Genomic DNA, 19586 nt, shown 5'->3' with positions numbered 1-19586 from the left:
CTTTACGGCTGCGGTTGGGCGGTTGCGCCCTGCAGCTTCTGAGTGGCGATTTGACCGGCTGCTGTAGTCTTATCCTGGTCCTTAATTTCAGCGTAGAGGCGCTTTGCTTCGGCGGAGTTCGTCATCTCGTATAGCCCTGCGAGTTGCAATTTGGCCATGCTGGCCGGCACAGTTACCGTGGGCTTTGCGATGAGCTGCTTATACAGGTCAATAGCCTGTGCATCGCGGCCCGTCTGATGATAAAGACCCGCAAGCGCCAGCTTAGCCAGAGCTGCGATGCTCTGGTCATGTGAGCCCGCGGCCTGCTTCAGGTCATTTTCTCCAACTGAGGTCTGACCCATGTCGATGGCTGTCATCCCGGCCAAGTAGCGGGCATTTGCGCCTGCCTTGAACCAGCCGTACTTATCGGCGACCTCCTCGAAGAGCGGATGCGCGTCCTTGGCGCGGTCGGCCGCGGTAGCATACGTCTTCACGCCGGGTTCGGCGGGCTGCCCCGGCTGCGCTAGTGGTGTGCTGTAGATATTCATGGCCTGGCCAAAAAGGTTCTCGGCCCGATCAGTGCGGTTATTGTACGTAATCACACCAGCGAGAACGATGGCGATGACCGCGACTACGACGATCGACCATTTGATGATTGCAGAGCGGTGTGCATCCAGCCAGTTGATGCCTGAAGTGGTCGCCAGAACGAAGCTGTCCTGCTTAAGCGCGTGACGTGTTTGTGTATCCACGAGTTTCCTTCAAAGATCCTTTAAGGAAGGGGACTGGCAGGCAGGGAAATGGTGCTGTCTGCTTAGATAGTTTCAGTCTAGCAGCGGGGTATTAGCGGGTCAAACTGATGCGACCATCCCTAAAATGGAGCACATGGAGGAGACAGAGAATCTGAGCCTAGAACTGATGACGGCCGATGACTGGCCAGCGGTGCGGACGATTTACATTGAGGGCATCGTGACAGGAGACGCCACCTTTGAAACGTCTGCTTCTGGGTGGGAGGCGTGGGACGCCGCTCATCTGTGCACGTGCCGCCTTGTCGCGCGTCTTTGCGATGAAACGATTGGCTGGGCAGCACTTACACCTGTGTCAGGCCGGTGTGTTTATGCAGGCGTAGCTGAGGTGAGCATTTATATCGCGAAGCGCATGCGCGGGAGGAAGGTAGGGCAGCGACTGCTCGCGGCGCTGGTTGAGAAATCGGAGGAACAGGGAATCTGGACACTACAGGCTGGGATTTTCCCGGAAAATATAGCCAGCATTGAAGCCCATAAACGATGCGGCTTTCGCGTAGTCGGCGTGCGGGAAAAGATGGGCAAAATGAATGGCGTCTGGCGCGATGTAGTTCTTATGGAGCGGCGGAGCCGGATTCTTTGAATTGCCGATAATTGAATATAAAGGGGCTGCAATTAACGCGGTCGGTATAGAAAATCACGATTCCAATGTGCGATCACGCCGGGAATGGTTCTGAGCGGTCGCGAAATTGAAATGCCTTGGAGCGGGTTGCGCAAAACAGGAACAAGGCTCCCCGAGTTGATTATGGGAAGCCCTGGTTAATTGCGAGCTCTGTTGCTGGCTTATCTGTTGTGGTCGTAATCGTCTTCAGGGGCCAAGGCAACGCCACGGAATACCTCGCCGGCGCGAGCCGAACGAATCGTTTCGAATCTGTCGAGGTGGCCGTTCTTTGCCGGTTGGGTAGCACTGATGCTATCAGTAACTTTCACCAGTTTGTTGGGATCGGCGCCGTTGTCGCCGTTTTGGCTGATCGTGGACGTGACAGCGTAAATCGTGGCGGTGCCGTCGTGGTTGACGACGCCGATGATGTTGCGGCATCCGCCGGTCGCGGGCTCGATCGACGCGGGATAGTTCGGGACGCCATAGGACACGCCAAGATTGAGTCCGTTCTGGATGACGTACTCGCGTACCCAGGTTTGGTTACCACCTGGCGTCGTGGTGAGGGCCCACTTTTGGAGACCGGCCGTCGCCAGTGTACCGGCGTCAGCAACGTTCGCCTGCTCATTGATCACTTGATTCTGTGTGTAAATCAGGTCGCCCTCGTCACAAACGTACAGAGTAGTAGCATTGGCGAACCAGATACCAAAAGGATAGCTGCCACCCGGGCTGTTTGTGCTCGCAGCGGTGTTGGGGAATCCAGGAAGGATAGTGTAAGGTTCGTTGACGGTGCCGCCGGCCGGAGCGTTGGCTGGGGTGGGCAGAACGCCCGGAGTCCCGAGCTGATAGACGGTGTTAATGCCGTTACCGCCGCTGCCCTTTGCGACGTACAGGGTATTGTTAAAGATCGTCATACCGCGGAAGTTGGTGTCTTTACCGGGCTTATCTCCCGAGAACACGAAATAGGAAATCATGTTGTTAGCTGGCGGGACATGCGGTGCGGTGAAGGGAATGAACAGTTCGGCGCCCGTGGAGTGGGAGAGATTGAAGCCAAGCTGCGTTATCGGCATCTGCTTCTTCGAAAGCCCGCCGCTGTTGTCGTTTCCAACTGAGTAATACAGCCAGTTGTGCGCCTTGATCACAGCGCGTGAGTTGTCGCCGCTGTAAGCATTGCCTTCGGTGTACGAGATGTGCCCCCAGGCGTCTACTTCCGCAATAGAGCGGTAGTAAGCAGTCGGATTGCTTGCGCCCGCATAGCTCGCGACCGCTGGATTGGTCGGGTCACAGAGGCCCGGCGTACTGGAAGCCGAAACGTCGATCAGGTTTGAGGCAGTCGGCGAGATGGGGCCCACGTTCGTACCCTGCGTGAGGATGTTGGTCGTCGGATCCAGGGTGAGGGTCGGGCAGCCGGGGCCACCACGATAACCCATGAAAGTGAGGCTCCTGCCGTCCGCCGAGCGATTCAAAGCAAGCTCGGATTTGGAACTGAAGCTGGTCACGATTTCGTCACTGGGAACGTGAAGCGTACCAAGCAAATCGCCATCCTTGCTGAGGTTCCAGAGAACGATGGGTGAGGAGACCCCAAAGCTCCCATCTGTGCTGGCGTTGTTCCAAACGTTGTGACCATCGCTAACATTGGGAAATTCGCCGTTATCGCTCGCATAGCCGCAGGTCACCGTCACAGCCGTCGTGGTCGCAGACGGCGTTTGGTTTGTTGAGAGCAGCGGCACGTTGACGATGGCAGGGTTAGGATTTGTGGCCGGGCCGGTGTTCAGGCAACCGTGCGGTAATACTTCGCCGGGAGTAACCGTGTCGGCATTCCCAATGTACACTGTGCCGCTCAAAACGATGCTGCCACGTGCAAAACCGTGGAAATCGTGATCGTGGTCATGGTCGTGATGAAAGTCTTGTGCCTGAGATGCCAGGCCGCCAGCAAGATAGCCCAGACACAGCAGGGCCGCGCCCGCAGCAAGCATGCTGCGGAGGCTCGTTCTGGGGAGCTTTATTGTCATGTGGTCTTCTCCTGAAATGAGCGGACACGATCGCAACCCTGTCATGCCGCCAGAGCCAGACGTTAGCAGCAGGTTGTTAAGGGGGTATTACTAGGAAGATGGCAGGCATTTTTTCGCAGGGATTTGAAATGCAGAAATAACGATTGAGGACGGCAGCCAGATTGCAGGAACACAGTCAAACAAACATCGCGGAGGGCAAACGCCCTCCATATCTCAGGCGGCGCGGACCGGGTCTTCAATCTCTCCGTTTTCGATCTTCTCCTGACAATCAATGCAATAAGGGGTCCAGGGTACGGCTTCAAGGCGCCTGACACCAATGGGGTTACCACAATGCAGGCATTCTCCATAGCTGCCCTCGCGAATTCGCTCCAGTGCAAGTCGAATCTGCGATAACTGGGAATGGCCGGTTGTCCCCTGTGTAAAAAGCAATTCCTTCTGATAGGAGGACACTGCCTGATCGGCGACGTCCTGTGTTGCTTCGGCTGCAGCCTGACGGCCTTGTTCTACTGCCGTCAACATATTGCGTTCCAACAGCGCCTGTTGCTCGCGCAGCTTTTCTCCAAGGCGCTGTACATCGTGGGAAGTCTGTGTCACTTTCCTTAAACTCCTTTACCTGATCATCCTTGCTCTTTTCGCGAACAGATATTGGACGCAAGATGCGCGAAAAAAGATTTGCGGTATTTGTATTTTTGCTTCCCACCCGTTCAAGCGCCCTTGATGCCATAACTATTGCCGTTTACGCTAAAGAAAGCCATGTATGAAGATTTTCATGTGACAGACCGCTGGACCGGCGAGGGCTTATATTGCCGGTGGAAAGCAAACATTGTTGCTATAGCCACCCGCCATGCCGATGCAGTGGATGTTCGGTTTGAGGTGAATAAACGCCCGGTGTGGATTGCCATGCCGTGCGAGGCATGGGTAGAGCAAAAGAAGCGGACAGGTCATGTGATTACGGACCAGTTGGCTGTACAGATCGCCGGGCACTATTTAAAGAAGGCCATTGAATCCGGCTATGACAACGGGCGCGAGATGTATACCATGAGTATCGATGAAGTTTTGGAGCATCTTGATGTTGTGCTGCATGAGGCGGGGCATACCAGCAAGCTGCCGACTCTGCCGGCGAACGACGACGCGCAGCCTGTTCCATAAGGTGGCGCCAGACAAAATGAGAGAAGGGCCGCAGATACCGGCCCCCTTTTCATGCCTGTAAATCGAATTTGATCTAGTAGCGTCCGCCGCCGCGCGGTTTTCTTGAATCGCGGCCTCCCGCCTGGGCCTGATAGCAGGCCTTGCAAAATACGGGACGGTCGCCGCGCGGTTCGAACGGGACTGTGGTCTGCTGACCGCATCCTGCACAGATCACTGACGTTCCCTGTGTCGCGTTTGACCGGTATCCGCCGCCCCCGCCATAACCACCACCTTGATGGTCATTCTTCTTTGCCTGACGGCATGCTTTGCATCGCTTTGGCGCGGAATAGCCGCGCTCACGGAAGAACGCCTGATCGGCGGTTGAAAATGTAAACTCCTGACCGCAATCGCTGCAGATAAGTTGCAGGTCCCCAGTCATAATCGCTCCTTTAGCTGTATTCGTTCCCGTCTGGAGAGTTCCTGCGCCTATTTCACTTATCTACTCGGTACCCTGGAGGAGATCGTCAGAAAGTCTGAGCAGCGGTTCGGTAAGTCGTGCCCTATTATTGCATCCTTCGAGAGAATCGGAATTAATTTAATTACTTTAATTACATGGAAGCCAGCGTTTGCCGGATGCCCTCTTTGTAGGGCGTTTTTGGCAGCGAGCCGAGCAAGTTTTTCAGGCGCGTGTCGTCCAGAATGACAGGCGATGTTTGCAGGTAGTGCATCTCAACCAGCTCGCGCACCATTGGATTGAATAAGCCGAAAATGCGGAGCATCGATTTCCCAGCGACAGTGTATTTCGGCTTGCGTCCCGCTTGGGAGAAGATTTCATCCGTCATCTCGCGGACTGAGGTGACGCTAGCACCGCCCAGGTTCCACGCGCCGCCCCATGCCTTCAATTCATTGATAAGTCTCGCGATCAATGTGCCTGCGTCAGGTATGTAGACAAATTCATGTGGAGTGTCGATGGGCCCAATGAGTTGAGCGCGCTTGCCCGTTTTCGCCGCTTGAAAAGCGCTCCAGAGAAAGCTCTTATCAACACCAGGACCGTAGAAATCAGGCAGCCTCAGGATAGCGGTCTGCATCTTTCCTGTATCGTGTGCTGCAAGGACAAGATCTTCCTGCTCCTTGCGCATACGGCCTTTGAACGTATAACGTATGCGGTTGTCGCGGATGGTCTTCGCTGACGCGTTCACTCTGCGGTTTACCGTATGGATAGACCGTGCCGATGAGAAGAAGCCTCCTGACCCCGGCAGCTATCGCTCCGTCGATGGTCTTGCGCATGAGTTGTGGATGCAGTTCAAATTGCCAGTAGTTGACGCCAACCATATAGATCGCGGTTTCTACGCCTGTCAGAGCAGTGCGAATTGACTCTGGCTCATCCGGGTTCCAGATGGCAAGAGGAGCAGAGCCAAAAGCTTCGCTAAGCGATTGCTCTGATCTCCCAATGACGCGGTATGATGTTGCTTTTGCGCTAAGAGAGGAAGCGATCGATTTACCGAGAGAGCCGGAGGCGCCAATGAGAGCAACAGATTCCATGAATCCTTATTGTATAAACGCCTGTTTTGATTGTGACTGTGCGAATCGCAGGCCCGTTGTTTTTGCCATTCTCCTTTACTGGATGGCACAATAGACGGTTTGCCCTAAGGAGCGTATCTATGGGAGCTGCCACTTTGGCAACCGACATGCGAACTCTGATTGAAGGACCTCATGTCCACCGGAACCTTTCCACCCCGCAACTGGTGGAAGCGGCGATTGCGCGCGGTGAAGGCAGACTGGCTTCAAATGGCGCGCTGGTGGCTCTGACCGGAGCGCGCACCGGCCGCTCCCCCAAAGATAAGTTCACAATCGAGGATGATGGGACGCGCAACAGCGTGAACTGGGGCAAGGTGAACCAGCGATTCGATCCGGCCAAATTTGAAGCTTTACTGGATCGCGTGGTAAAGCACATGGCGGAGCGCGATCTGTATGTGATGGACTTGTACGCCGGGGCCGATCCCGTTTACCGCTTGCCGGTAACGGTGATTGCCGAGTACGCATGGCATGCACTCTTCGTGAAGCAACTTTTTGTGCGTCCGCAACTCGCGGAGCTTGGACGGCATGTGGCGGAATTTACAGTTATTGCCGCGCCGGAGTTTGAAGCCATTCCTGAACGCGACGGGACCAAATCGGGGACCTTCATTCTGGCGGACTATACGCGCAAGATCATGCTTATCGGCGGTACAAAGTATGCGGGTGAAATGAAGAAGTCGATCTTTGGCGTGATGAACTATCTACTGCCTGGACGCGACGTTTTCCCCATGCACTGTTCAGCCAATGTTGGCCCAAATGACGAAACAGCGCTGTTTTTTGGGCTTTCAGGGACAGGCAAAACAACACTTTCTGCGGATCCAACTCGGCGGCTGATTGGCGATGATGAGCACGGCTGGGGCCCGGCAGGTGTCTTTAACTTTGAGGGGGGATGCTATGCCAAGTGCGTCGATCTTTCTGAGGAGAAGGAGCCGCAGATTTATCATGCCATCCGCTTCGGAGCGGTCCTGGAAAATGTGGTGATTGATCCGATGACGGGCGTTCCCGACTATTCCGATATTCGTTATACGGAAAATACACGCGCAGCCTACCCGATCGAATTTATTGAGAACGCCATGATTCCGGGCATGGGCGGCCACCCGAAAAATGTGCTATTTCTTACCGCTGACGCTTTCGGCGTGCTTCCGCCAATTGCGAAGCTCACGCCCGAACAGGCAATGTATCACTTTCTTTCCGGATACACAGCGAAACTTGCCGGAACGGAAGCAGGACTGGGTAGCGAGCCTGTACCCGAATTCTCTACATGTTTTGCGTCGCCGTTTCTGCCGCTTGCTCCAAAGGTATATGCGGAGATGCTTGGCCGCCGTCTGAGGGAACACAGTGTGGCGTGTTGGCTGGTCAACACGGGATGGACTGGCGGCGCTTTTGGCGTGGGCAAACGTATGAGCCTGAAGCGCACGCGAGCCATGGTGCATGCTGCGCTCGACGATCGATTGGCGAAGGCCGAATATGTAACCGAAGACGCATTCGGGCTGTCGATTCCCACGTCATGTCCTGATGTTCCGTGCGAGCTGCTGCATCCGCGCAACGCATGGGGTGACAAGAAGGCATACGACGCGCAAGCCCGTCTACTGGCAGCGAAATTTGAAGACAACTTTGCGAAGTTCGACGCTCCGGAAAATGTGCGCGCTGTAGGGCCGAAGGCGCGCCACTAACCATGTTTGTCCGCAAACTGAGAGTTGAAAGCGTGAATGCCGCAGGAGAAGCTCGTCTATGCCCGATCGCATGGATCGATAATTTTGCCATGCGCAACTTCACCAATGACGCAATTTTCGATGACACGCTGCCCGTGGAGAACGGTCTGTTGGAAGCAGGTTTTCGCGTGCCACTCGATCTATTGCAGGCTGCAATTGAGGACTGGTTCCGTCGCAAAACCTATTTGAAAAAAGATGAAAGGCTGCGAGTGACCGAGGTCAGAACGGATAGTACTCTAGATACAAGACCGTCTCGAACGGAACCGGCTGTCCGTCTTTGATGCTTGGCTCAAAGACAAGGTCACGCACATACTTACGCGCGGTTCCCTCGAGATGCTTGTCATCGGAGTCGACGATAGATTCCTTTGTGACATGGCCCTTTTCATCGACAGACAGCGCGACCTGAATGTTGCCATAACGCGCGTCTGAAAGATCCATCGGTTTGGATTTGGCGATCTTGTACTGGCTTTGCGGAGAAGGCTGCGACGGCGTGTCGGGTATTTCCATGAGGTGATCAGGGAATTTCTTAATCACGTCGACACTACCGGCTGCGTCAACCAGCAGCTTCTTGTCTTCATAAACACGGATCGTGCCCGGAGCGGTGTGCGAGCCAATTGTCAGCCACTGGTCATACATGATGGTGCGGTTGAACATCTGCGCATAGGCAAACAGGCGGATCATCGGATTGAAACAGATTGCCGTGCCCGCATTGTCATTCGCGCATAGCAGCGGCGCGCCCTCAAGTTGCTCCGGCTGCATTTCTTTCACATTCTGCGGCTCTTTGCTGAAGCGGTCTGCCGCCGCTTGCGGAAATTCCATGACCCGCTCGAAATCGAAAATCTTGAGCGGCATGTCGCCCGTGGAGTGTTGCCAGTCAACATGATCGCGGAGGTTGCTGATACGCGTGAACTGAAAATCGCCAGCCTTGATGTCCACTCTTTGATACATCACCGGATCACGATAGATGTCATATGTTGCCGCGCTTTCGTGGCCGTCGCGGTCATACAGCTTCAAGTCATAATGGATGTGGTGTGGGATGTCAGTCGGAGAGGACCCGGCGAGGAGCGACTTGGCATGTTGCAGCTCTTTGTCGTAATTTGTGTTCTGCATAACTTGCGCATGCAAACACAGGAACGCCAGCGATGCCATGATAAGCACAAGGGTTGGAATAGATTTGCGCATCGGTCGCTATGGTAATTTCCTACGGCATCACAGGCAACCTTAGCCGGTGACATGAGTAGACGCCGGTCTGGACTACACGAACGGTATCCTCTGCATCTCACTCTCTGTTCGTCAATCTGTCTACACCGAGGTATGTCATGAAACTGGAAACAATGAAAGATCTTCTGCTGGACGAACTGCAGGACCTGTATTCCGCTGAGACACAGATAACCAAAGCCCTACCAAAAATGGCCAAGACTTCATCGAATCCAGAACTGAAACAGGCTTTTGAGAGCCATTTGAAAGAAACGGAAGGGCATGTACAGCGGCTGGAGAAGATATTCAAGCAAATGAACGAGAAGTCGAAGGGGAAAACCTGCGAAGGCATGAAAGGTCTGCTTAAAGAAGGCGAAGAGCGCATCAAAGAAGGCGGGGAGCGGGAAGTGGTGGATGCGGGGCTTATCTCCGCGGCGCAGCGTGTCGAACATTATGAGATTGCAGCATATGGTTCAGCGCGCACCTTTGCGCAGATGCTGAATGAATCAGAAGTAGCCAATCTGCTGGAGCAGACGCTCGAAGAAGAGAAGTCCGCCGATCAGAAACTCACCCGGATTTCCCAAACTGTAAACCGAATGGCTGAGGTTGCTTGATCTTGCCTACTGCACTTATCCTCGATCGGTCCGGATTGCATGTGTGCCATCCGGACCATTCAGTTCACAAAAGCCGAGGTGAATGAGATGTTCTTACTTTTCGCATTGATTCTGGTCCTTGCCTGGATTGGCGCATTTGTGATGTTCCACGTCGCGGGATTTCTCATTCACCTGCTGCTGATCTTTGCGATAATTTCCGTCATTGTTCATTTTGCGCGCGGCGCCCGGGCCAAAGCCTGACGACGCGCGTAGTGCTATTCGTTGTAGTGCAAGAGGCTGAAGACATCATATTCCTTAAACTTATCGCGGCCTTTCAGGAAGTCGAGTTCCACCGCGAATCCCAGGCCAGCAATATGTCCACCTAGTTGCTGCACCAGCTTCACCGTGGCCTCCATTGTTCCTCCCGTGGCGAGCAGATCATCGACAATGATGATGTTCTGGCCCGGCTCGATGGCGTCCAAGTGTATCTCCAGCGAGTCGCTTCCATATTCCAGGTCATAAGTAACGCGCGCTACCGGGGCGGGCAGCTTGCGCGGCTTGCGGACAGGCACGAATCCCGCGTTGAGACGATAGGCGAGCGCTGGGCCGAAGATAAAGCCCCGCGCCTCGATTCCAAGGACGAGGTCGATGTCGCGGCCAATGTAGTGCGCCGCCAGCGCATCGATGAGATGCGCGAAGCCAATCTTGTCTTTAAGTAGAGTAGTGATGTCATAGAACAGGATTCCCGGTTTGGGAAAGTCGGGGACGGTGCGGACGAGCGCCTTCAGTGGCTCACAATCGAATGCTTGATTCATGCTGGCGTTACCAGGCTCCTTCTATCTGGAATGGTCCGAGGTCTTTGCCTTCCGTGTCGTCGAGTTGGTGCTCGATGATTTTGTCAACTCGGCTGCCACGCGACCCCTGTTCGAGCAGTTCGCGCAGCGTGGCCAGATCGTCGGGTTCGCCGGCGGCGAGGACCTCGACATGGCCGTCCTCGGTGTTACGCACCCAACCGCGCAGGCCTAGCGTTCCAGCTTCGCGGTGGACGTACCAGCGAAAGCCGACACCTTGCACGCGACCTTTGATGAGGTAATGACAAACCATGGCGGATAGACCGAAGACAGTGTTGCAGATGCGAACTTCTGGTGCAAGGTGGGTCACCTCGAAGGCAGCACACGATGATTCGGGCTAGGTATGCAGGCTGCTGCGCATGCATTCTTGCCGTGCGACCAGGTTTGACAACACCGTTACTCCGAACAGCCGGTTTTCATAGGGACTGTAAATAATGACAGTTTCGGTATTTTTTCATTCGCCGTACTGTGTTGACATTAGACGCGTTATTGGCCGGCTGCAGTCAACACCTCAATTCGAACGGTTGTCGCGCTGCTACGTTTGGCTGGACTGGCGAGGATAAAGCACGATGCGATGGACGGCAAAACTGGAGCGCCTCCTGTTGGCCTTCGGCGGATTGCTGCTCTTCGTCTATGCGTTAGCTCTGATCCATGGATTTGTCCTTTCACGAGTTGCGGTCGAGACATTTAAGAGCCAGCAACTGCTGGCACAGGAATTGCAAAGAGGAGCTGAATCGCCAGCCAAGGCACCCGATTTTGCTCTTTGGTCAGCAAAGCGCATTCAGGGCTATCAGGAAAGTCTGACTTCTCAATTCCAGCCCGCGATGGCGCTGCTGCGCATTCCGAAGATTCATCTCGAGGTGCCGGTTCTGGAGGGGACTGACGATCTCACCTTGAATCGCGCAGTCGGGCACATTGGAGGTACAGCCGAGCCGGGAGAAGCTGGCAACATCGGAATTGCAGGACACCGGGATGGGTTTTTCAGAGTGCTGAAAGATGTCACCACAGGGGATACGGTCGAGTTAGTTACTCAGAAGAAGACAGTCACATACCTGATTGATCAGATCACGATTGTTGATCCGAGCGACGTGTCTGTCCTCGCTCCGCGAACGCGTCCTTCAGTCACGCTTGTAACTTGCTATCCATTCTATTTTGTGGGCAGCGCGCCCCAGCGATATATCGTGCAGGCGTCACTTGTGAGCCAGGATACGAAAAGCCAGAACACCAGCGATGATGCAAAGTTTTAAAGATCGATAAATTGGGAAACACAAACAAACCGCTGTGTGAACAAGCGGAACTATGGGCTACAGCTCCAGTTCCGAAAGCCAAACAAGGAGAGTACGCAATGAACCGAGAAAACACATGGATGCAACAGTGTTTTGTGCTTACGGTAGGGGCTGTTTGCCTGACCTTTGCCGTGAGCGGCAGTGCACAGGTGCAAACCGAATCGAATACTACGGCCGGACAGGCCACCAAGACCGTAAAGGTCGAGAGTGCGCAGGTGGTCTATGTCAGTGGGAACAACCTGGTAGTAAAGATGCCGGACGGTACGCTTCGCGATTTTAGCAACGTGCCGGAAAGCGCCCGTGTCGAGGTGGATGGCCAGCAACTTGGGATCCATGACTTGAAACCGGGCATGACCCTCCACAGAACGATCACTACGACCACAACGCCGAAGGTGGTTACCACCACCCAGAGCGTGACGGGCAAGGTATTTTATGTGCAGCCGCCCAACACCGTTATTCTGACTCTGGCGGACGGAACAAATCAGTCGTTTAAGATCCCCAAAGGCCAGAAATTCAATGTAGACGGACAAATGACGGATGCGTTCGGACTGAAGAAAGGGATGACTGTCTCGGCGACGAAGGTGGTCGAAGAACCGATTACCCAAGTGCAGCAGACGGCGAAGCTAACTGGCACAATGCCCCCTCCTCCGCCCCCGCCGCCGGCAGACGTTCCAATACTAGTCGTAGTAGCTCCGCCGGCACCTGCTCCCGCTGCCCCCGCCGTAGCTGAAACTGCCCCGGCTAAGTTGCCAAAGACGGGAAGTGAATTACCGCTGCTCGGCTTGCTCGGAGTGTTAAGTCTCTTGTCAGGGCTCGGGCTGAGAGTCATTCGTAAAGCCGCGTGATTCCATATTTTTCTGGCTGGCCTGCTTGGTGCCTTTGAGGTGGCGAATGAGCAGGCCATCCTTTTTGAGGTATGACGTGCCCCTCTTTTTCATGGCTGCGTCACGATGTTTAAGAAAAGGCTATATCTGGGCTTATGGGGGAATAACAAAGTGGGAGTACATTTTATGCTCGGTTAATAATCCGGTCAGGCAGAAACAAGGTGGTTTCTCACCGCGTATCGGACGAGCTCCGCGTTGCTACGTGCGCCCAGCGTCCCCATCATACGATACTTGTGAAAAGCTACAGTTCTGGTTGTCATCTTCAGAATGTCGCCAATTTCCTTCATCTGTTTTCCCTCAGCCAGCAACTGCAGGACTTCGCGCTGTCTTTCAGTCAAACGCTCCTCTTCGTCCTCCAGTTTTGTTGCTGTACGGCGAAGATAATTGACATCATCCTTGCAGAGAGTTTGAGACATATACGATTTTCCGCGCAGTACTTCGCGCACAGCCGTCACCATTTCAGATGCAGCACAGGTTTTTAGCAGGTAGCCTGAGGCTCCTCGACGAAATGCTTCGGCGGCAAGGTCAATCTCGCAGTTCATGGTCAGAAATACGAGCTTGACCGCAGGCAAAAACTCTTTCACCTGCTGGCTTGCATCCAAGCCGTTAAGAATTGGCATTGCAATATCTACAATAATGACGTCCGGCTTGAATTGCGAGGCGGCTCGCACCATCGCGCGCCCATTATTCACAATACCCACTACTTCAAATTCTGTTTCAAGCAACTTTCTGCATAAGTCTGCCACCAGTGTATGGTCGTCAGCAATTAGAACACGAGGACGGTTACTGGGCATGACAATCCTCCTGGACCTTAACTTGTACGCAAGTTTGACATCGCTGAAAACTAGGAAAAGTCCTAGATGTCGTCGATTAGGAAGACAGAGACGGGGAGACGAAGCGGCGGTTAGAAAGCGCCTCATTTATAGCTTTGGTAAGATCGCTTACCATCCGCGATTTGGTGACATAGCCGGCTCCCCCTTCAGCGAAGCACTGGCGAATGAACTCAGCATTCTGATGAACCGTCAAGAAAATGAGCTTGGCGGTCGATCCCGCCTTCTGAAGTTCCTGAGCAGCCTCAATCCCAGTAAGGACTGGCATCGTGATGTCCAATACAATCACATCGGGTTGAAGCCGCCGCGCTTCGCTGACTAGGGCCTCTCCATCATTGACAGCTCCGACCACTTCGAAGTGCGCCTTCAACAGGGATACTACTCGGTCCAGCAGGGGATGGTGATCATCGGCGAGAAGGACTCGTGGCCGCTGCAAAGGATGCCTCCCTTTTTCGGAAGCTTAGGCACTTGAATGACGGGTTCAGGTCCAGTGATGGTATTACCGTCAATCATAGGTTGGAGCACGTTATAGTAAATTTGGTTGGCGTTGCCATCTGGGAAAACTGATAGTTCTCTATCTGAGTGGATCAGAAGAAATCAGATGGCGATTGAGTGCAAACAGCACCAGTTCCGCATTATTCTTCAAGTTAAACAATTCCATGATGTGATATTTGTGGAACATGACTGTTTTCTCGCTGACGCTGAGAATGTCAGCTATTTCCTTCATGGCGCGGCCTTCAGCGAGCAGCTGAAGGACCTCCTGCTGCCGGGGGGTCAACTCCTTTGAATATTGCCGGGCGCGGGCCTCCCGAATTGCCCAATTTTCGGGACGGAGTTTAGCAGTCACATATGATCTGCCTTGAAGCACTTCAGAAACTGCCTTCAGCAATTCCGATGCCGCGGCATTCTTAAGCACATATCCCACCGTGCCCAAATTAAGGGCCGCAGCGGCAAGGTTGGCATCATCTTTCATCGTCAGAAAGACAAGCTTTGCGGACGGGAGAGATAGTTTTAACCGTTCTGCTGCGTCCATCCCGTTTAGCAAGGGCATGCCAATGTCCAGAATTATGACATCCGGCTTCAGGTTGGATGCTTCAACCAGCAATGCTCGACCATCGTGGACGACTCCAACTACGTCGTAACTCTTATCGAGTAGCGAACGAAGGCCTTCAGCGACGACGCTGTGGTCATCGGCAATCAGAATACGCGGACGCATCGTAGATTGGTTTGAACCCTGCATATCACGCCTCCTGATAGCCTCTGTTCGCCAGGACTGCTCAGACGCTCACTGGCAAATTTAGCGGCAGCCATGCATCAATTCTTGTTCCTTCTCCAAGCCGCGAGAAAATCTGTAGATGTCCACCCAAAAGTCGCAAGCGCTCCTGCATACTCCGAATACCTATGCCGCTATTGCTTGAACGCATATGTGGATCAAAGCCGTTTCCGCAGTCGGAAACCGACAGACGAAGACCCTCATCGGTTCTCTCTAAAAAGACCTCCGCCTGATTGGCGCCACTGTGCCTTTTGATGTTCCGAAGGCTCTCCTGCACGATGCGAAAAAGGCAAAGCGCCAAGTCACTTGGTATCCGGGATGGGACATTCTCATAATCGAATTTGACCTGGACTCCCTGTTGATTAGTAAACTCCTCACAGAAGACGGTCAAACCTGCAACGAGACCAAGGCTTTCAAGAGTAGAGGAATGTAAGCTGTGGGACAATGCGTGCAGATCCGCGGCAAGTTCGCTGACATAATTCCAAAGTTCACGAAGACGTCGAGGGCCATCTCCATTTAACCGTCCGATATTTTCGGCCAGTTCTTCCAGATCTATGGCAAGGACTGCAAGCCGCTGATTGTAGTCGTCATGGATTTCCCGCGCAATCCGGCGACGTTCGTCTTCCTGCGCCTCGATTAATTCACCAGTCAAATTGCGGAGGGCTTGTTCCGCCAACTTACGGTCAGTGATATCCCGAATGATGACGGTAAATAATTTTCTTCCGTCGGCCTCAGTGTGGGAGATCGATGCTTCGATAGGGAATTCCTCTCCGTTTGCGCGAACCGCACAGAGTGCACCCAGTGCGCCTATGGCGCGATTGGTAACGCCGGATTCACCGAAGCGATGGATATGTACCTCATGTTCCGAGCGGAAGCGTTGTGGAATGAAACGATCGACAGGAGTGCCGACGGCTTCGATAGCCGCACAGCCAAACATCTTCTCCGCCGCAGTGTTGAACAGCACGATCCGTTGTTCCTCGTCGACTGCGACAATGGCGTCCATCGCCGAAGCGACAATGCCAGCAAGTTTCTCTTCGCTTGTATGAAGTTTTTCTTCAACCTTTCTTCGCCTCGCCCGCTGCCACAACAACCCTAAAATCAGCAGCGCCTCTATCAGGATCACAGAAAGGCCAACGATGACGATATAAACCTTGTCGAATTCCCAGAAGATTTGCCGCGAGTGAAGAATGATGCTGCCCGAGGCATCGTCGACTGCAAACACTAGAGCGTTTGCGGTCTGCGCAACCAGCGGAACTGCGTGCGTGAATGTCGCCGCAACCGCGAGCAGAAGCAACATGCCTGTTGCCGGAGTTCTGTGCGGCCTTTGGTCTTGTATCCAAAAGACATAGACCAAGTGCTTGGCAAGCCAATGCCAGTGAATTGCGTGCTGCTTCATGGAAACTGACACGAGAAGCCTCCAACTAATTCCAAAAAGTTGAGGACTTAAAGGGCCCAATTCCAACGCAATTTTGCGGAACAAATGGATCAGATATTCACCCTACGGCACCGGCTGAGACTGACAAGCCAGATAAGACGCCAGCAGGGAGGCCAGCGCCTAAGATATTAGCAGATTTCCACGATAGCTTCTTAAAGGTTTGAAAATATTGACATTACAATCCAGGGGTTAGAGTGGCGCGCTCTGTTGGTTTCAGGCTAGGGTTGGCCGAGGTTCATCTGAGCAATCGCCAGAGCCGGCACTGGGTGGGAACCAGTTTTGGCACTTCCTCACAGGTACTCTGCTAAGTGCAACTATCGCGTAAGTCCAGACAATAAATGCTCATCATGTACAGTCGATGTGATCTGCAAGATGTCGGTAAATGCTCAGGTCGGACGGTTCACCCTAAATTTATGTTTTAGCTCCGATTTAACAGCAAGGCATAACCCTCATTAAATCATGCACTAAAGTTCGATTTCACTGTCCCGCAACCTGCTGTCGAGTCATCTCAGCCATCACTGCTTTAGGGGCTTGCATAAGGTCCTCAGCTTTTAAGCGTGCAAAGACATCAAGAACGCGGGCGATCAGCCCCGTCCAACCCGTCTGGTGGCTTGCCCCTAAACCGGCACCATTCTCCCCGTGGAAGTATTCGTAAAACAGGATATAGTCGCGCCAGTGAGGATCGTCCTGGAACTTCTTTGTTCCTCCATAGACGGGGCGATTTCCATTGGCGTCTCGGAGAAAAATGCTTGCAGTCCGTCGAGCAATCTCCTTTGATACTTCAAACAATGTCATCTGATTTCCCGAACCAGTCGGGCACTCGACTTTGAAGTCAGGGCCATAGAACGGATACATCAACAACAGTGAGCGCATCAACAGGACATTCACCGGCATCCAGATAGGCCCACGCCAGTTGGAGTTGCCGCCAAACATGCCTGTGTTCGATTCCGCTGGAAGGTATTGAACTTTGTATTCCTGTCCGCCGAGATAGAAGACGAACGGATGGTCAAGGTGATATTTGGATAAAGAACGGATGCCGTATTGGCTGAGGAACTCGTTCTCATCGAGCATATAACCCAGGACGCTCTTCAGTTTTGGCCTGTTGCAGGTCGTCAGAAGTCTACGCCCCATATAGCCGCCTTTCTCTATGTCCTCGGCTGAAGCAATCTTCTGAATTACCTCCGGGTGGCGCTTACGGAACAAATCCACCATTTCGACGATTCGCGGGTGCCTCGCGAGAGTATCGTGCTCAAGTACGGTCGTTGCGCCTACTGGGAGCAGACCTACCATCGAGCGAATCTTCAGGCGCATGGCATCGCCGTTGGGGAAATGAAGCAGATCGTAGAAGAAACCGTCTTCTTCATCCCACATCTCGTCGTGGCAAGCGCCGATGCGGTCCATGGCGTAGGCGATCCACGCGAAATGTTCGATGAAGCGGTAGGCGATCTCCTCATACATCTGGTCGTAGTCACTCAGTATGAGGGCAATCTCCAGCATGCACTGGCAGTAGAACGCCATCCATGCAGTGCCGTCGGCCTGGTCAAGGTGGCCTCCGGTCGGTAGCGGCGAGCTGCGATCAAAGACGCCGATGTTGTCCAATCCGAGGAATCCGCCGGCAAAGACGTTGCGCCCGGATGGATCTTTGCGGTTCACCCACCAGTTGAAATTCAGCATCAGCCCCTGGAAGGAACGTTCAAGGAAGCGTATGTCGGCGCGGCCTAGTTCCAACTCGATTCTGTAGAGAAACAGCGTCGCCCAGGCATGCACGGGAGGGTTCACATCGCCGAAGTTCCACTCGTAGGCTGGAATCTGACCATTGGGATGGGCATAGAGGTTGCGCAGCATGAGCAGGAGCTGATCTTTCGCAAAGTCAAAGTCGACCAGCGAGAGAGCAATGGTGTGAAAGGCCAGATCCCATGCCGCATACCACGGGTACTCCCACTTGTCTGGCATGGAGATGACATCACTGTTCAGCATGTGGAACCAGTCGGAATTACGGCTGTTGCCTGAGCCTGATCCCGTCATGGGATGTGAGTTGTGCTCGATGAGCCATCGATCGAGATCGAAATAGTAATATTGCTTGGACCACAACATCCCGGCGAGCGCCTGGCGGTGAACGCGATGCTCGTCTTCGCTCAGGTTCGTCGGAGTAATGCGTTTGTAGAACTCATCCGCGTCTTCAAGACGATTCCTGAAAACCTGATCAAAGAGGCTGAATGCGTCGTTCGACGGCTTTGCGCTGAGGCGCAGACGCACGACCTTGCTTCCTCCGGCCGGAACTTCGAGCACATAGTGAGCGGCAGCCTTGGTTCCCTTCTTCTCGGGATTCACTGCATCGTGCGCGCCTGAAATTACATACTGATGGAAGGCATCTTTGACGTAAGGGGATGCATTCGGCTGTCCCCACAAACGATTGTTATTGGATTCGTTCTCGGTGAAGAGAAGCTCGCATGCGTCTTCACATTGCAGGGTGTAATTTCCGAGCTTCGAATGAGAGGCGTGAATTTTTCCTCCGTCGATCTGTCCCAACACAGGCTTCGGCTCACCCTCCTCCCATGTCCAGGTATTGCGGAACCACAGTGTCGGAAGCACATGGATGGTTGCTGCTTCCGGGCCGCGATTGTGGACGGAGATTTTTATCAGCGTATCTTCCGGGTCGGCCTTGGCGTATTCCACGAAGACATCGAAGTAGCGGTCTTCGTCGAAGATGCCTGTGTCGAGAAGCTCGTACTCAAATTCTTCGCGGGAGCGATGTTTGTTGGTTTCGACAAGATCGCTATAGGGATATTCGGCCTGCGGATACTTGTACAGGTACTTCATGTACGAGTGAGTCGGAGTGCTGTCAATATAGAAGTAGTACTCCTTGACATCTTCACCGTGGTTGGATTCGCTGTTCGTCAGGCCGAACATGCGCTCTTTCAGAATCGGATCGCGGCCGTTCCACAGAGCGACGGCGAAGCAGAGCAGTTGCTTATCGTCGCAATACCCTGCGAGCCCATCCTCACCCCAGCGGTATGCGCGCGATCGGGCCTGATCGTGGGTGAAGTAATCCCAGGCGTTGCCGTCCTTGCTGTAGTCTTCACGCACCGTTCCCCATTGTCGCTCGCTGAGGTATGGTCCCCATTTCTTCCACGGAACGCCGTGCTCACGAGCATCATTCAGCCTTTTTTGTTCTGCAACCTCAATATAAGAAAGGGGTGAACGGGTTTTTTCGACGGGCTTCATTTGTTCTCTCCTCTATTCCAGCCGGCGAGTTGTGCGCCGATCAATGCAGGATTCTTGCTTTGAGTTTGATATTGACAGGCAGAACTTAGACCGACAGCAGAAACGTCTTGTCCGACCAATTCCAAGTCGGGTCAAGCTTAGAGGAATTCTCTGGAGGCTCACACTGTCAGAAATACCAGTTCATTGGTTCCCAATAAAGGAAGATCAT

The 19586-nt window shown here is 53.6% G+C and carries 21 protein-coding genes; 7 read left to right on the top strand and 14 right to left on the bottom strand.

The features are described 5' to 3' along the window. Positions 1-2: 2 nt before the first annotated feature. Positions 3-728: a tetratricopeptide repeat protein gene (locus VEV40_RS02225; RefSeq protein ID WP_324829834.1), complete on the bottom strand. Its 726-nt coding sequence runs from the start codon at positions 726-728 to the stop codon at positions 3-5. A 133-nt stretch (positions 729-861) separates the two neighbouring features. On the opposite strand from VEV40_RS02225, the gene VEV40_RS02220 reads away from it, so the two are divergent. Continuing rightward, a complete protein-coding gene (locus tag VEV40_RS02220) occupies positions 862-1362 on the top strand; it encodes a GNAT family N-acetyltransferase (RefSeq protein ID WP_324829833.1) in 501 nt (166 codons plus the stop codon). Between the two features lie 200 nt (positions 1363-1562). Here the strand turns inward: VEV40_RS02220 and VEV40_RS02215 are convergent, their stop codons facing one another. Beyond that, positions 1563-3389, bottom strand: coding sequence for a hypothetical protein (locus tag VEV40_RS02215; protein WP_324829832.1), 1827 nt, complete (start codon positions 3387-3389; stop codon positions 1563-1565). A gap of 213 nt (positions 3390-3602) precedes the next feature. Beyond that, entirely contained in the window at positions 3603-3983 is a 381-nt protein-coding gene (locus VEV40_RS02210) for a TraR/DksA family transcriptional regulator (RefSeq protein WP_324829831.1), read from the bottom strand. A gap of 135 nt (positions 3984-4118) precedes the next feature. Here VEV40_RS02210 and VEV40_RS02205 point away from each other — a divergent pair, with 135 nt between their 5' ends. Further along, positions 4119-4538, top strand: a complete 420-nt coding sequence (locus VEV40_RS02205; protein WP_324829829.1) for a hypothetical protein — start codon at positions 4119-4121, stop codon at positions 4536-4538. A 73-nt stretch (positions 4539-4611) separates the two neighbouring features. On the opposite strand, the gene VEV40_RS02200 is transcribed toward VEV40_RS02205, so the two are convergent. The 3 genes from VEV40_RS02200 to VEV40_RS20645 form a co-directional block, all read right to left on the bottom strand. After that, positions 4612-4956 carry a CxxC-x17-CxxC domain-containing protein gene (locus VEV40_RS02200; protein WP_324829827.1) on the bottom strand — a complete coding sequence of 115 codons (345 nt, stop codon included), beginning with the start codon at positions 4954-4956 and terminating at the stop codon, positions 4612-4614. Between the two features lie 169 nt (positions 4957-5125). Further along, complete coding sequence (locus tag VEV40_RS02195; protein WP_324829826.1) at positions 5126-5605, bottom strand: hypothetical protein; 480 nt, start codon at positions 5603-5605, stop codon at positions 5126-5128. Next, positions 5577-6059, bottom strand: a complete 483-nt coding sequence (locus VEV40_RS20645) for an NAD(P)H-binding protein (RefSeq protein ID WP_414637772.1) — start codon at positions 6057-6059, stop codon at positions 5577-5579. Before VEV40_RS20645 ends, VEV40_RS02195 begins: the two co-directional genes overlap by 29 nt. A 119-nt stretch (positions 6060-6178) precedes the next feature. Between VEV40_RS20645 and pckA the strand changes: the two genes are divergently transcribed. Beyond that, positions 6179-7765 carry a phosphoenolpyruvate carboxykinase (ATP) gene (gene pckA / locus VEV40_RS02185; protein ID WP_324829821.1) on the top strand — a complete coding sequence of 529 codons (1587 nt, stop codon included), beginning with the start codon at positions 6179-6181 and terminating at the stop codon, positions 7763-7765. Positions 7766-8023: 258 nt separating this feature from the next. On the opposite strand, the gene VEV40_RS02180 is transcribed toward pckA, so the two are convergent. Further along, the gene (locus tag VEV40_RS02180; protein ID WP_324829820.1) at positions 8024-8914 is read right to left on the bottom strand and encodes an energy transducer TonB; all 891 of its coding nucleotides are present in this window, start codon (positions 8912-8914) and stop codon (positions 8024-8026) included. Positions 8915-9123: 209 nt separating this feature from the next. Here VEV40_RS02180 and VEV40_RS02175 point away from each other — a divergent pair, with 209 nt between their 5' ends. After that, positions 9124-9615 carry a ferritin-like domain-containing protein gene (locus VEV40_RS02175; protein ID WP_324829819.1) on the top strand — a complete coding sequence of 164 codons (492 nt, stop codon included), beginning with the start codon at positions 9124-9126 and terminating at the stop codon, positions 9613-9615. A gap of 87 nt (positions 9616-9702) precedes the next feature. Continuing rightward, positions 9703-9855 (top strand): lmo0937 family membrane protein, encoded by a 153-nt coding sequence (locus VEV40_RS02170; protein WP_324829818.1) that lies wholly within the window; start codon positions 9703-9705, stop codon positions 9853-9855. Between the two features lie 14 nt (positions 9856-9869). Here the strand turns inward: VEV40_RS02170 and VEV40_RS02165 are convergent, their stop codons facing one another. Continuing rightward, positions 9870-10409 (bottom strand): adenine phosphoribosyltransferase, encoded by a 540-nt coding sequence (locus VEV40_RS02165; protein ID WP_324829816.1) that lies wholly within the window; start codon positions 10407-10409, stop codon positions 9870-9872. Positions 10410-10416: 7 nt separating this feature from the next. Beyond that, positions 10417-10755 (bottom strand): acylphosphatase, encoded by a 339-nt coding sequence (locus VEV40_RS02160; protein ID WP_324829815.1) that lies wholly within the window; start codon positions 10753-10755, stop codon positions 10417-10419. 259 nt (positions 10756-11014) lie between these two features. Between VEV40_RS02160 and VEV40_RS02155 the strand changes: the two genes are divergently transcribed. Together VEV40_RS02155 and VEV40_RS02150 are read left to right on the top strand one after the other, a co-directional pair. After that, positions 11015-11692 (top strand): class D sortase, encoded by a 678-nt coding sequence (locus VEV40_RS02155; RefSeq protein ID WP_324829813.1) that lies wholly within the window; start codon positions 11015-11017, stop codon positions 11690-11692. A 98-nt stretch (positions 11693-11790) separates the two neighbouring features. After that, positions 11791-12576: an LPXTG cell wall anchor domain-containing protein gene (locus VEV40_RS02150; protein WP_324829811.1), complete on the top strand. Its 786-nt coding sequence runs from the start codon at positions 11791-11793 to the stop codon at positions 12574-12576. 185 nt (positions 12577-12761) lie between these two features. Here VEV40_RS02150 and VEV40_RS02145 read toward each other — a convergent pair whose 3' ends face one another. The 5 genes from VEV40_RS02145 to VEV40_RS02125 all read right to left on the bottom strand — a co-directional run bounded on the left by VEV40_RS02145 (position 12762) and on the right by VEV40_RS02125 (position 19378). After that, complete coding sequence (locus tag VEV40_RS02145; protein WP_324829809.1) at positions 12762-13409, bottom strand: response regulator transcription factor; 648 nt, start codon at positions 13407-13409, stop codon at positions 12762-12764. A 76-nt stretch (positions 13410-13485) separates the two neighbouring features. Continuing rightward, positions 13486-13881 (bottom strand): response regulator transcription factor, encoded by a 396-nt coding sequence (locus VEV40_RS02140; protein ID WP_324829807.1) that lies wholly within the window; start codon positions 13879-13881, stop codon positions 13486-13488. A 138-nt stretch (positions 13882-14019) separates the two neighbouring features. Continuing rightward, on the bottom strand, positions 14020-14685 hold the full coding sequence (locus VEV40_RS02135; protein WP_324829805.1) for a response regulator transcription factor: 666 nt from the start codon (positions 14683-14685) through the stop codon (positions 14020-14022). 37 nt (positions 14686-14722) lie between these two features. Further along, positions 14723-16126 carry a PAS domain-containing sensor histidine kinase gene (locus tag VEV40_RS02130; protein ID WP_324829804.1) on the bottom strand — a complete coding sequence of 468 codons (1404 nt, stop codon included), beginning with the start codon at positions 16124-16126 and terminating at the stop codon, positions 14723-14725. A 504-nt stretch (positions 16127-16630) separates the two neighbouring features. Next, complete coding sequence (locus VEV40_RS02125) at positions 16631-19378, bottom strand: MGH1-like glycoside hydrolase domain-containing protein (RefSeq protein WP_324829802.1); 2748 nt, start codon at positions 19376-19378, stop codon at positions 16631-16633. Between the last annotated feature and the right edge of the window lie 208 nt (positions 19379-19586).

The sequence above is a fragment of the Alloacidobacterium sp. genome (assembly GCF_035631355.1).
In the GTDB taxonomy this organism is placed as follows: Bacteria; Acidobacteriota; Terriglobia; order Terriglobales; family Acidobacteriaceae; genus Alloacidobacterium.
This window is presented reverse-complemented; position numbering and strand designations above follow the sequence as displayed.

Coding starts and splice junctions, on each gene's coding strand:
- VEV40_RS02220 (WP_324829833.1), top strand. CDS start 862: ATGGAGGAGACAGAGAATCTGAGCCTAGAACTGATGACGGCCGATGAC.
- VEV40_RS02215 (WP_324829832.1), bottom strand. CDS start 3,389: ATGACAATAAAGCTCCCCAGAACGAGCCTCCGCAGCATGCTTGCTGCG.
- VEV40_RS02200 (WP_324829827.1), bottom strand. CDS start 4,956: ATGACTGGGGACCTGCAACTTATCTGCAGCGATTGCGGTCAGGAGTTT.
- VEV40_RS02195 (WP_324829826.1), bottom strand. CDS start 5,605: ATGCAGACCGCTATCCTGAGGCTGCCTGATTTCTACGGTCCTGGTGTT.
- VEV40_RS20645 (WP_414637772.1), bottom strand. CDS start 6,059: ATGGAATCTGTTGCTCTCATTGGCGCCTCCGGCTCTCTCGGTAAATCG.
- pckA (WP_324829821.1), top strand. CDS start 6,179: ATGGGAGCTGCCACTTTGGCAACCGACATGCGAACTCTGATTGAAGGA.
- VEV40_RS02180 (WP_324829820.1), bottom strand. CDS start 8,914: ATGCAGAACACAAATTACGACAAAGAGCTGCAACATGCCAAGTCGCTC.
- VEV40_RS02175 (WP_324829819.1), top strand. CDS start 9,124: ATGAAACTGGAAACAATGAAAGATCTTCTGCTGGACGAACTGCAGGAC.
- VEV40_RS02170 (WP_324829818.1), top strand. CDS start 9,703: ATGTTCTTACTTTTCGCATTGATTCTGGTCCTTGCCTGGATTGGCGCA.
- VEV40_RS02165 (WP_324829816.1), bottom strand. CDS start 10,409: ATGAATCAAGCATTCGATTGTGAGCCACTGAAGGCGCTCGTCCGCACC.
- VEV40_RS02155 (WP_324829813.1), top strand. CDS start 11,015: ATGCGATGGACGGCAAAACTGGAGCGCCTCCTGTTGGCCTTCGGCGGA.
- VEV40_RS02150 (WP_324829811.1), top strand. CDS start 11,791: ATGAACCGAGAAAACACATGGATGCAACAGTGTTTTGTGCTTACGGTA.
- VEV40_RS02145 (WP_324829809.1), bottom strand. CDS start 13,409: ATGCCCAGTAACCGTCCTCGTGTTCTAATTGCTGACGACCATACACTG.
- VEV40_RS02135 (WP_324829805.1), bottom strand. CDS start 14,685: ATGCAGGGTTCAAACCAATCTACGATGCGTCCGCGTATTCTGATTGCC.
- VEV40_RS02125 (WP_324829802.1), bottom strand. CDS start 19,378: ATGAAGCCCGTCGAAAAAACCCGTTCACCCCTTTCTTATATTGAGGTT.